Raw genomic sequence first — 12,056 nt, 5'->3', positions numbered from 1 at the left:
TTTCGTTACAGAATCACGTGCTTGCACATCACGCTGTGCCCCATGCGCAGCAGCTCGTCGCGCGAACGCTCGACCGTGGACGGTGTGCTGTTCTCGATAACGGTCATAATGCCCGGTCGCGCGGCCGCGGCCCAAGCGGCAATAGCCTCAAAATCAAAGTTTCCGCACGTACAGGCGCCGTGGCATACCAAACGAGAGCCCGAGCCATCACACCAGCCATCCTGGTCCTCGTTGTCTACGATCTCGTAGTCCTTGGCATGCAGCACGCGAATCTTGCTGCCGCACAGGTGCAACATGCGCGACACCTGCTCGGAAGCCTCACCGACGATCGTGGGATGCAGTAGCGACACCGGATCGTAGATCACGCCGAGTGCGGTGCTCGAAACGCGCTCCAGAACCTCGCGGCAGCGCTCGGGCGTATTGACGATCTCGTTCCAACCGGGCTCGATCAGAAGCTCGCCGCCCTCCTTTTCGGCCATCGAGCACACGCGTGCGAGTCCTTTGCAAAACGTATCGAGCGCAGCGGCCGAAAAACGGTCATCGGCCATCTTGTTCTGCGCGTTGGGGCGCCCCGTCTCGGTCCCCACCGGACAGCCCCCAAGCCAGCGCGCGAACCTCAGGCACGCCTCGTACTCGGCATAGGTATCCACCAGCTGATTCTGATCGGGCGTTGCCAGGTTTTTATAGCAGCCGAGCACCGCCACCTGCACGCCGTTGGTGTCGAGCACCTCGCGCAGATGGTCGGCGAGTTCGTGCGTAAGGCCGGAACGGTTAATGCCAAAGGACTTGTAGAGTACTTTGCTCGGCAGCTGGATGCACGAGAAACCCAGTTTGCCTGCCATGCGAATGCGCTCCTCGACCGTACCCTCGGGCAGGTCGTGCAGGCGCACACCGACGCTCAGCGCGCCTTTCGACTGCGCCATGCCTAGGCCTCCTTGCACGCATTGATGCCCGGCGTGTAGCCGCCAAACGGGTCGTCGATGGAGCAGACGCCCGAGGGGGCGAGCGGATCGCGCTTACCGGCCAACTTGTCATGATGCATGGTCTCGATATAGGCGAGCACCAGCGGCGCCACGCCCTTCGCGTCGTTTTTGACGACGGGCTCGCTCATGTAGTAGCCAAACGTGCCCTCGCGGTGCGCGGTGTTGCCAAGACCCGCCACCAGGCAGATGTTGTCGAGCGCCAACTGCCCGTCGCGCTCGGACAGGCACGTATCGCAGATGCCATCAAAAGCGCGACGGCCGTACTGGTAGTAGCGCTCGCCCAGCACGCCCAGGCGCACGCCCTTCATGATGGCGTTGGCAAAGATGGCGCTGCCCGACTCCTCCAGATAGTTGGGGGCGATGTTGGGCAGGTTGATGACCTGGTGCCACATGCCGGTCTTCTCGTCCTGATACGGCAGCATGGCGTCGATCAGGTCGTGGAACATCTTGCGGATCTCGTCCTTCTCGGCCGACATCGAGGGCGGCATGAGCTCCCAGGTATCGATGAGCGCCATGGCAAACCAGCCCTCGGCGCGCAGCCAGAAGTTGGCCGAAAGACCGGTGACCGGGTCGCACCAGAACTGCTTGCGGCTCGCGTCGTAAGCGTGATAGTACAGACCGTTGAGGGGGTTGCGCATCAGGTCATGCACGACCTGGAACATATGGAAGCTGTCCGAACAGGCGCGACGGTTGTGGAAGCTCAGCTCGTATTGCATGTAGAACGGCTGGGCCATATACATGCCGTCGAGCCAGATCTGGTTGGGATAGACGGCCTTGTGCCAAAACACACCCTCTTTGGTACGCGGCTGGGTTTCGAGCTGACGATAGATGGTATCCATGGCGGCACGGTACTTGGGCTTGCCCACCAGGTCATAGAGTTTGTAGAGGGTTTTGCCCGCGTTGACGTTGTCGAGGTTGTACTCCTGGGGATCGTAATGCTTGATGGTGCCGTCATCCTGGACAAAGAAGTCGATATAGTCGTCGGCGAAGGTCAGGTAACGCTGCTCGCCGGTGATCTCGTACAGCTCGATGAGTGCCTTGATCATGCAGCCGTCAATGTAATTCCAGGTGTTCTCCTTGCCGGCGCGAAGCTTTTCGATATTCCAGGCCGGCGCCTGAGGCGTAGAGGTCTCGATCAACTGCTCGATATAACGGTCCAGAATCTGATTGCAACCCATTGCTGTCCCCTCTGACGTTATTGATGGGTGAACGTTTCCCCTAGTGTAACGCGAACGGGGATTATAGGGTGAACGTTAACCCTATAATCCCCGTGAACGGCAAACTTTTAACGGCAAACGGCGGTGAGGCCCGCAGCGATGCGATGCGCCAGGCGCTCATAGCCGGCAGGGCTGTAATGCAGACCGTCCGGCATGTAGAGCTTGCGGTGCTCCGGCAAAAACGGGCTGATGCCGCTTTGCGCATACAGGTCGATCACCGGCACCGAGTAGCGATCGCAGACCTCCAGCATCGCGCGCACATAGGCGTCTTGCGTCAGGCCCAGATGGTTGGCCTCGTTGCTTGCCGGAATATCCTTCTCGTGTTTGCCGCTCGTCTTGCACGGCGTCATAAACACCAGCTTTGCCTGAGGCGAGCGCGCCGTGATGGTGCGGATCAGGTAGTCGAGCGCACCGTAGAACTCGTGCACGTCCGTGCTGCCCAGCTCTCCCAGCGGCACGTTACGGCTAAAGTCGTTAACGCCGCCAAAGACGATGCAGATATCTGCCGTGTGATCGATGCCGTCCAAGCGCTCGACAAACGAATCGCTACGGTCGGCCTTGACGGCAATACGCGAACCCTTAATACCAAAGTTCTCGATCGTAGCGCCGCCCAGCAGCGCACCCAGGTGCGAAGTCCAGGAGATATCGTTGCCTCCCCCGCCGCATCCGTTATCGCCCCAGGTGGTCGAATCGCCAAAGCAGCAGATGGTCGATTCGCTCAAGTTTTTCGTTTCCATATTCTTCTCCTCACCCGCACACCGGCGGTCATACAGGTACATACCGTTCATTCGCAACATCCGAGGGGCTATGCGTGGGCGCATTCCGCAACTTGCGAATCGAGCCATTCGATATCCTCGGCAAGATGCGCCACGCCCAGGTGGTGTCCACCCGGGCAGACCTCGTGCAGAAGGTTTTCGTCCTTGCCCAGCAGCGCGTAGGCGTCGCGAACGATATCGAGCTGCTCGTCTACGTTCGCAAGCCCGCGGGCGCCGTTGAGATGGTCTTTCTCGCAGCTCTGAACCAAGAGCGGCCGTGGCGCGACAAGCGATGCAATGTCGCCCATGTCGAGCAGACGCCAGAGTCCAGGCGTGTAATTGCAGCTGCAATTGCCGTTGAGGTGCAGTAGCGAATCATCAACGCCGTACAGATAGCCCGAGACAAACGCCTTGCGCACGCGCGGGTCGAGCGCGGACAGGTACAACGTCATGTAACCGCCGCCCGAAAAACCAAAGCAGCCCAGGTCGTCCATGGCAATGTCACCGCGTGTCTCCAAGTAATCAATCAAGCGCATGTTGTCCCAGGCGTTGAGGCCCGCGACCGTAAGACCCAGCGGCTCGACCATACGTGCTTGATTCAGACACGTACCGCGCAGGTAGCTGTTCTCGTCGTCGCCCTGACCCTTCCAGTCACGACGGTATCCCCAACCACGCGCATCGGGGCAGACGGTCACATAACCCATGCGCGCCAAACGCAGACCGTAGTCGTAATTGAACTTACGCACGGCATCGTCGACCGCCGGCACGCCCGCAACGCCGGCTATGCTTGCAGCACCCGCCCCCTGGTGACCATGCGGGCAGATATAGCAGCGCTTGAGTCCCCGCTCGTCAAGCTTGGGGCGGGACGGCTCCAACAGGTAAAACGGCATCCACACATCGTGCTCAACCTGCAACACCGCATGAGTACGCACGATGCTGCCGGCAACCCGCACGCGATTGAGCTCACGAATCTCAATCGGGGCGCGGTCCATAAGCGAAAGACCCAAAATATCGTACAGACGAGTCCTGGTCGCAGCCTTCCATGCCTCAAAGTCTGTGGGGGTCTTGCCCGTAAATGCGGCCGAGCGCCCCTCGCGCTTCAGTCGGGCGCGCAGCGCAGGTTCGTCCTCGTAGTACGTCTCGATGTGCACGGTGCGGCCATTGGCGGATAGCCCGGCCGTCTCTACCGCATCACCGTCGCCGCCCTCGGGATCCCAACCATCCGTGCCGGCAAGCACTCGGTCACGCGCATAGCGTTCGGAATCCTGGCCGGTCAGGCAATGCGCCCACGGCACCCAGGCGGCAGTATCACCCGCCGGGCCAAACAGGGTACCGCCGGCATACAGGGTGCCGTCATGTGCCGCTAGCTTATTCCAATCCCACCAACCCTCGAGTGAAATATGGGGGCCCAGCCAGCATTCGAGCAAAACGGTCTGGGCCCACTCGCGCCATGGACGACCCAGATAGACCGATCCGGGGGCAATGCCCTCATCGGCTGTAAACGAACAGCCATGAAACACAAATCCGTACGGCTCGCCCTGAGGCGTGGAGGCTGCCGTTACATACCCGTTGACATCCATATCGCGGTTGAGCGAGCGAATCTCACACCCCTCAAAGTAGGCACGCGCGCCGCCAAAGATAAAGTCGACATCGCCCTCGATCCGGCAACGTCGAAAATACTGCCGCCCCACGCGGCGCGGGGCGAACTGCTTGGGGCCTATAAAGCCGCCCGGCTTGGCCTCGCGCGGCGGCAGCGGCCCCAAAAAGAGCGTGTCCTGGTGTCCCTTAATGCAGCAGGCATCGACAACCAGGCGGTCACCATCGGCATACAGGGCAATCGCCTGGCCGACCTCGCGCCCATCACCGGCGTTGTTTTCGATTGTTAGACCCGCAAGCGTCACGTCGTCGGCATCGACCAGCACCGTGTACGTACGGAAGGTGCCGAGTCTTCCATCCTGGCCGCTACCATCTTCCGAAGGCATCTTGGCACCCAGGCCTCCCACGATACGCACGCTGTCGGCCGTCTCGCCCTCGAGCGTCACATGCGGACGACGAATTTCAACCTGCTCGCGATACTCGCCCGGCGCCACCAGCACACGCACCGGCACGGTCGTATCGGACACGCACCGCTCCGCCGCCTCGAGCGCCGCCGAAATGCTGCGATACGCGCCTTCGCGTTCGAGCGATACCTCAAAGAGCTGCTCTTTACCACTCATCTGTCATTACGCTTTCTGTCACAGAACACCCGCCGTGCAATGCCGGCACCTATAGATTGCGTGCGACAGCCGGGCAGACCCGACCGTCGCACGCCTCAACATGCCGTATTCACTTGTGCAGGAGCACTACCCTACGCGCGGATAACCTTGTCGACGTTTTGCAGCTGCAGCTCGTCGCCATCCTGACCCTCGATGCGCACGTTCTGCAGGTCGAGGACTTTCACGTTCTGCGCGATGATGCCCTGGCGCACCATGGGCTCCACGCCGCAGGCCATGGCCGGCACAAAGGGCTCGGCATCGGCGGCAAAGGTCACATGGACATCCTGGAACGTCAGGCGCGTCACCTTGCTCTCGGGAAGGCCCGTGATATAGGCCGCGGCCGCATGGCAGTTGGTGGCCTCGATATCGCAAAACGTCGTGGCGCCAAAGCCGGGCGTACGGTCGTCGACGGGCAGTGCCTCGCGAGACTGCACGTAGTCGGTCTTGCCGTCCTTGTCGCAGAAGTAGAACGAGTTGACCACGAAGGGCGTGAGCACCTTATCCATGCGAATGTGCTCGAAGGTGATGCCCTCGTTGACGGCGTCCTTGCCGCGACCACGACGGGTCTTGACGCGCAGGCCGCGGTCGGTGCGCTCAAAGAGGCACTTGCTCACGGTGAGGTCCTTGATGCCGCCGGCGGCCTCGGATCCCAGCACCACGGCGCCGTGGCCGTCGTGCATGTAGCAGTGCGAGATCAGCACGTCGTGCGTGGCGGGACGAAGCTCGGGCTCAATGCCCAATTTGCCGCTCTTGATGGCGATGCAGTCGTCGCCCACCGAGAACTGGCAGCCAAGGATGCGGACAAAACCGCAGCTCTCGGGATCGAAGCCGTCGGTGTTGTGGGAGTTCTTGGGACCCTCGATGGACAGGCACAGGGCATCGACGTGCTCGCACAGAATGGGATGGATATTCCACGCCGGGCTGTTGCGCACGGTAAAGCCGGCAAGGCTCACGTTTTCGCACTCGGACAGGAAGATCATGCGCGGGCGGGCGATCTCGCGGCCCTCCTCGGGACGGAAGATGTTCTTAAAGTCCTTATTCCACCAGTTGTCCTCGGCAAAATCGGTCTGGCCGTCGATGGCGCCGCGGCCATAGATGCACACGTCGTGCACGCTCAGGCCCGTAAAGGTCGAACAGTAGGTCGAAAAGCTCTCGCCTTCCCAACGGCCCAGGGGCAGCATATCGGTGCCGGCGTACCCAGCCCCCTCGTCACCCGTGACCGCGCCCGGAATGTAGGCAAGCGCCGCGCGGTCGTGACGGGCCAGCAGCACCGCGCCCTCGGCAAGCTCGATGTTGATATTGCTCTTAAGGAAGAGGGACTTGATGCGGTAGTTGCCGGCGGGGATCAGCACGCGCCCGCCCTTGGGGCAGGCCATGATGGCAGCCTGAATGTTGGTGGTGTCATCGTGCTCGGCATCGCCCTTGGCTCCGCAGTCGCGAACGTTGATGGTAAAGGGCTCCGCCGGCGTGGTGACGCCTACGCTCAACTCGCGCTCGCCGCAGACAAAGCGGATCAGGTTGCGCTTGCCGGGGGTCAGGCCATCGACATAGGTCTCGACCGTATTCGTGGTACCGGTGGGCTCATCGTTGACAAAGATCTCCCACGTATCGGCACAGGTAAAGTAGCCGCCATCGTCGAGCTCGATAACGGCCGCGCGGGCATTGCGCCAGATAACGTTCGTCTCCATGGGTCTCTCCCTCAAATGTAATCAGAAGTTCATACTACTCGTTTTTAAAAAAGGGCCGTACCCGCCGGTGGATCTCCGGTGGCACGGCCCTGTGGTTTGGACGATGCGCCTGCCCTACTCGGCGGGAATTACGCTGCCGTCCTGGAAGCCAACATTGTTGTGGGCGAAGCAGTCCTCGTACTTAAAGCCGGAGAGCTCCTCGCAAAGCGCCTTGACCTCGGGCTTGACGTCGGCCATCTTGCCACCCTCCTTGACACGGTGGATCTCGTCGCAAAGGATGTCGCACTGCTCCTTGTCGATCTTGATGCCGCGGGCAAGGACAGCCGCGAGCAGGAAGAAGCCGGCGCAGCCGATGAGCATGTAGCCGCAGATGTACAGAGGCACGGTGGCGGGCTGGGTCACGGCGTCGCTGTTGCCGGCGGTCTGAATGAAGCCGGAGGCAGCAAGGACGATAGCCCATACGTTGACGGCAACAGCCTGGGCAATCTGCTGGCAGAGCTGCTGTGCGGAGCTGTAGATGCCCTCGCGACGACGCAGGGTGATGAGCTCATCGACATCGGGGATGTAGTTGAGCAGAACATCGGGCAGATACTGGAAGCCAACGTAGAAGAACTTCCAGATGGCGAAGATGATGGGGTAGGCGATCATGGCGATGGCGACCGTGGAGGTGCCGTTGATCTGACCAAAGGCGAAGTAGTTGTAGGCGATGATGCACGCGGCGCAACCGACGTTTGCCAGGTACCAAGACTTGTGGAAGCCCTTCTTGGCCATGAGGGCGACCCAGATGGCGGTGCAGACGATAGCGACGACCTTGCCGGGCATCTCCATCACGGACTCGTAGGACTTAGGAATCTGCAGACAGTAGACGATGAAGAAGGACAGGCACGCAGACCAGCAGGCAGCGGCGAGCTTCGTGGAGACCTGCGCATACAGGACCTTGCGGAAGGACTTGTTGCGGAAGGTAGAGATAACGTCGATGAAAAACTTCTTGATACCCTCGCCGACGCTCTCGATCTTCTCCTGAGCGACCTCCTCGGGGGTGTGCTCCCACGTGGACAGGTACACGCACAGCAGCGAGATTGCCATGACCGAAGCGTTAATCGTAGCGATGATGAAGTAGCTGAACGGGTTGGTCTCGCCGAAGGTGCCAAAGCCAAAGCCGACGAGTGCTGCCATCAGGAAGCCGGCGGCGTTACCAAAGAGGTGCTTGTAGCCGGTGAGGTACGTACGCTCCTTGAAGTCATCGGTCATCTCGATGGTAAGCGGCGACAGGTTGGCGGTGCAGAACGTGTACGCGACGTTGTAGATCAGGTACAACACAAAGTAGTACGGGAAACCAAACGGCGTAGCCACAAAGATGAGCGGCTCGGCGACCATCATCGGGATAGCCAGCAAGATCCAGAAACGGCGGCGGCCAAAGATGCGGCCGATCTTGGTAGCGTAGAAGTTATCGGCCACAAAGCCCATGAGCGGGCACAGAATGGCGTTGAGATAGATGGCGAACGAGCTGATCAGCGCAGCCTCGCCTGCGGACAGACCGCACTCCGTGGACAGGAACAGCACCATGTAGCTGTGCGTAAAGCTCAGGGCACCGGAGTTGAGCATGCCGCCCATACCAAAGCCCAAGCGCGTCCAGAATGTGATCTTGCGCTTTTTACCGATCTTGTTAGTCATCGAGCTCCCTCTCTTTTCTCGATTGTCTTGTAACAAGACATTGGAGTCCATACCGATGTCTGTCTGCATATCGCCCACTCGTAGGGTGAACGTTTAGCTAGATTATGCTCGATTGCATATGATAGGTGAACGTTCACTTGTATATTATCCTTGAACGGTCGTTTTTTGCCGTTAAACGGACATCTGACTTGAAAAAAATCACGATTACATGGGTATTGAGTGGGTTTAAATTTGAGGTCGATTAGGTGAACGTTTATTGTTTTCGCCGCTCCCGTACCCTCAGGAAGACACGCCCGAACAGACAGAACAAACATGGCCCCGCCGGAAACACTCCCGACGGGGCCATGGTCAATAGCGCCCTATGCGAACCCATTTACCGCTACAGGCAGACGCCATCCTTCCAAATGCTGATCTCGTGGCAGCCGCGACGCTCGGCACTCGTAAGCTTGCCGCTCGCCGTTTCTAGCACCAGCTGGTACAGGTCGTGGGCAGCCTCGTCGAGCGTACGCTCGCCCGTGGCGACCACGCCGGCGTTAAAGTCCATCCAGTTGGCCTTGTGGTCGCACAGACGCTGGTTGGTGAACACCTTGAGTGTAGGCGCCGGTGCGCCAAACGGCGTGCCGCGGCCGGTCGAGAACAGGATTACGTGGCAGCCGGCAGCCGTCAGGGCCGTGGTGGATACCATGTCGTTGCCCGGACCGCACAGCATGTTCAGGCCATGCTTGGTAGCCTGACCGGCATACGGCAGCACGTCGACGATGGGGGCAGATCCGCCCTTTTGCACGCAGCCGCAGCTCTTGTCCTCGAGCGTGGTAATGCCGCCGTCCTTGTTGCCGGGGCTCGGGTTCTCATAGACGACCTCGCCGTGGCTGATAAAGTAGTCCTTAAAGCCGTTGAGCATGTCGGAGGCGGCATTGAAGACGTCCTGGCTCTCGCAACGATCGAGCAGAATGCTCTCCGCGCCAAACATCTCGGGCACCTCGGTGAGCACCGACGTGCCGCCGCGGGCGACGACCATATCGCTCACGCGACCGATCGTGGGGTTGGCGGTAATGCCCGAAAGACCGTCAGAGCCGCCGCACTTAAGGCCAATGACCAGCTCGGAGGCAGGAATGGGCTCACGCTTGGCCTGCTTGGCCAGGTCGGCAAGCTCGGACAGGATCTTGTGACCCTCGACCTGCTCGTCGGCTACATCCTGGCAGGCGAGGAATCGAACGCGCTCGCGATCGAAGTCACCGAGCTCGTCGAGTACCTGCTGGTGCGTGCAGTTTTCGCAACCGAGGGACAGGAACAGCACACCCGCAGCGTTTGCGTGACGCGAGAGCGCCACCAGCAGACGGCGCGTCTGGGCATGGTCGGCACCGGTCTGCGAGCAGCCAAAGGGATGCGGGAAGTAGTAAACGCCCTCCAGCGAGCCCTCGACCAGATCCTGAGCCTGCTCGCACATGGCACGTGCGACCTCGTTGACGCAGCCGACCGTGGGGATGATCCACAGCTCGTTGCGCGTGGCGGCGCGGCCGTCAGCGCGGCGGAAACCCATAAAGGTCTCGGGCTCAACCGGCTCAACGACCGGATGCGTCGGGTTGTAAGCGTACTCGACCTCGCCCGAAAGGTTGGTCTCGACGTTATGCGTATGAAGCCACTGACCGGGCTGGATGTCGCCCGTCACGTGGCCGATAGGAAGACCGTACTTGACGACGTCCTCCCCCGCCGCAATGGCACGCACGGCCATCTTGTGGCCCTGCGGAATATCCTCCGCGGCAACGACCTCGCCCACCCCGGGAACCGCGACAGCGGTGCCCTTGGCAAGCGGCGACAGCGCGACGATCACGTTATCGGCCGGATTGATCTGGATAGTGTTCATTACAAATGGTCCTAACCCTACAGGTTGAGCAGAAGTCAGCGGGCGCCCGCCAGTTGCCCGGCGGGCGCACAGAAGGATTTAGGCCTGGGCGTTGGCGAAGGCCTGTTTGGCGCCCTCGACGCGCACGACGGCAAGCGCGTTGACGACGAACTCCTCAAGGCCGGCAATCTGCGTAAGGGCCTCGCCCCACATCTGCTCGTTACTGAGCACGTCGTGCACCAGCTCGGCATCGTCTGCACCGGCGTGGGCAGCGTAGAAATCGAGCACGAAGGCGTCGTCCTGAGCGGTGTACTCGGTGCCGTCGGCACGGCGCAGGTGCAGGCCATCGCCCTCGCGGGACACAAGCTCCTGCGTATAGAAGGCAATGAGCGTAGCGAGGCTCGTCGCCAGGCACTTGGGCAGGTTGCCGGTCTCGGCAACATAGTCCTTGAGCGTGGGCAGGTCGCGAGCACGCCATTTGGCGGTTGAGTTGAGGCAAATGGAGAGCAGCGCGTGGTCGATAAACGGGTTGTCGAAGCGGTTCTCGACGGCGGCGGCAAAGGCCTTGCAGTCCTCGACATCCAGATCGGCGGCAAGCGTCGGGATGACCTCGTCGTAGAGCATGGTGTTCATGAAGCCGCGAACGGTCTCGTCGTGCATGCAATCGCGCACGATGTCAAAGCCGGCAACCCAGGAGCCCGGAACAAAGGCAGTGTGGGCGCCGTTGAGGATGCGGACCTTGCGCTTCTTGTACGGGGTGACATCGGGGGTCACAAAGACGCCCGGCAGGCCGGCCTTCACGAAGGGCAGCTTCTCGGCAAGTGACTCGTCGCCCTGGATACCCCACATCTGGAAGGGCTCGCGCACGGCCAGGAAGGGATCCTCGTAGCCCAGGCGCTCGGCCACGGCAGCGGCCTCCTTGGGGTCGCGGATACGGCCGGGGACGATAGTGTCGACGAGCGTGGTGCAGACGGTGCAGTCGTTGGCCATCCACTGCGCAAACTCGTCCTCCCAGCCCCAGTCGCTCACGTACTGGTTCATGATGCGCAGCAGCTCCTCGCCGTTGTGATCGATGAGCTCACAGGCGAGCACGATGACGCCCGGCTTGCCGGCGGCCCAGCGGGTGTGGAGCACCTGGGCAAGCTTGGCGGGGAAGCTCGCGGGCGGCATGTCGTCGGCCTTGCAGGACGGATCGTAGGCGATACCGGCCTCGGTGGTGTTGGAGACGATAATCTCCAAATCGTCGGAGACGGCGACCTCCATCATGGCGCGGTAGTCGTCCTCGCGATACGGATTGAGGCAGCGGCTGCAGGCGCTGATCACACGGGACTCGTCGACCGTGTTGCCGTTCTCCTTGCCGCGCACCAGCACGGTGTACAGGTCATCCTGAGCGTTAATGCCGTCGGCAAAGCCAAAGGCGCCGCTGATGGGCTGCACCATGACAACCTTGCCGTTCCAGCCGGTTGCCTCGTTGCCCATGTCAAAGAAGCGGTCGACAAAGGCGCGCAGGAAATTGCCCTCGCCAAACTGCAGAACCTTCTCGGGCGCGTCCTTGGGCAGCAGGTAGCCCTTGTAGCCGATCTTCTCGAGCGTCTCGTAGCTGATATTCTCCATCGATGTCTCTCCTTAGATTGCTGTTAG

Annotated in this window: 8 protein-coding genes; all 8 read right to left on the bottom strand. The window is 61.0% G+C overall.

Annotated elements, in window-relative coordinates; genetic code table 11:
* Nucleotides 1-5 precede the first annotated feature (5 nt).
* Nucleotides 6-923, bottom strand: coding sequence for a sugar phosphate isomerase/epimerase family protein (locus GT571_RS04130; protein ID WP_161155658.1), 918 nt, complete (start codon nt 921-923; stop codon nt 6-8).
* Between the two features lie 2 nt (nt 924-925).
* Nucleotides 926-2,161, bottom strand: a complete 1,236-nt coding sequence (locus GT571_RS04125) for a glycoside hydrolase family 88/105 protein (protein WP_055252262.1) — start codon at nt 2,159-2,161, stop codon at nt 926-928.
* A gap of 107 nt (nt 2,162-2,268) precedes the next feature.
* On the bottom strand, nt 2,269-2,937 hold the full coding sequence (locus GT571_RS04120) for an SGNH/GDSL hydrolase family protein (protein WP_240136112.1): 669 nt from the start codon (nt 2,935-2,937) through the stop codon (nt 2,269-2,271).
* A gap of 68 nt (nt 2,938-3,005) precedes the next feature.
* Nucleotides 3,006-5,171, bottom strand: a complete 2,166-nt coding sequence (locus tag GT571_RS04115) for a pectinesterase family protein (protein ID WP_161155654.1) — start codon at nt 5,169-5,171, stop codon at nt 3,006-3,008.
* A 131-nt stretch (nt 5,172-5,302) separates the two neighbouring features.
* Nucleotides 5,303-6,898 carry a glycoside hydrolase family 28 protein gene (locus GT571_RS04110; RefSeq protein ID WP_161155652.1) on the bottom strand — a complete coding sequence of 532 codons (1,596 nt, stop codon included), beginning with the start codon at nt 6,896-6,898 and terminating at the stop codon, nt 5,303-5,305.
* 114 nt (nt 6,899-7,012) lie between these two features.
* Nucleotides 7,013-8,572 carry an MFS transporter gene (locus GT571_RS04105; RefSeq protein WP_157758022.1) on the bottom strand — a complete coding sequence of 520 codons (1,560 nt, stop codon included), beginning with the start codon at nt 8,570-8,572 and terminating at the stop codon, nt 7,013-7,015.
* Between the two features lie 379 nt (nt 8,573-8,951).
* Nucleotides 8,952-10,436 carry a UxaA family hydrolase gene (locus GT571_RS04100; protein WP_161155650.1) on the bottom strand — a complete coding sequence of 495 codons (1,485 nt, stop codon included), beginning with the start codon at nt 10,434-10,436 and terminating at the stop codon, nt 8,952-8,954.
* 78 nt (nt 10,437-10,514) lie between these two features.
* Complete coding sequence (locus tag GT571_RS04095) at nt 10,515-12,029, bottom strand: tagaturonate reductase (protein ID WP_161155648.1); 1,515 nt, start codon at nt 12,027-12,029, stop codon at nt 10,515-10,517.
* Between the last annotated feature and the right edge of the window lie 27 nt (nt 12,030-12,056).

The organism is Collinsella aerofaciens (assembly GCF_009876115.1).
GTDB lineage: Bacteria > Actinomycetota > Coriobacteriia > Coriobacteriales > Coriobacteriaceae > Collinsella > Collinsella aerofaciens_N.
The sequence above is the reverse complement of the archived record's forward strand: the minus strand, read 5'-3'. Positions and strand labels throughout refer to the sequence as shown.

Excerpts from the sequence above, each read along its gene's own strand:
- GT571_RS04130 (WP_161155658.1), bottom strand. The coding sequence starts at position 923 with ATGGCGCAGTCGAAAGGCGCGCTGAGCGTCGGTGTGCGCCTGCACGAC.
- GT571_RS04125 (WP_055252262.1), bottom strand. The coding sequence starts at position 2,161 with ATGGGTTGCAATCAGATTCTGGACCGTTATATCGAGCAGTTGATCGAG.
- GT571_RS04120 (WP_240136112.1), bottom strand. The coding sequence starts at position 2,937 with ATGGAAACGAAAAACTTGAGCGAATCGACCATCTGCTGCTTTGGCGAT.
- GT571_RS04115 (WP_161155654.1), bottom strand. The coding sequence starts at position 5,171 with ATGAGTGGTAAAGAGCAGCTCTTTGAGGTATCGCTCGAACGCGAAGGC.
- GT571_RS04110 (WP_161155652.1), bottom strand. The coding sequence starts at position 6,898 with ATGGAGACGAACGTTATCTGGCGCAATGCCCGCGCGGCCGTTATCGAG.
- GT571_RS04105 (WP_157758022.1), bottom strand. The coding sequence starts at position 8,572 with ATGACTAACAAGATCGGTAAAAAGCGCAAGATCACATTCTGGACGCGC.
- GT571_RS04100 (WP_161155650.1), bottom strand. The coding sequence starts at position 10,436 with ATGAACACTATCCAGATCAATCCGGCCGATAACGTGATCGTCGCGCTG.
- GT571_RS04095 (WP_161155648.1), bottom strand. The coding sequence starts at position 12,029 with ATGGAGAATATCAGCTACGAGACGCTCGAGAAGATCGGCTACAAGGGC.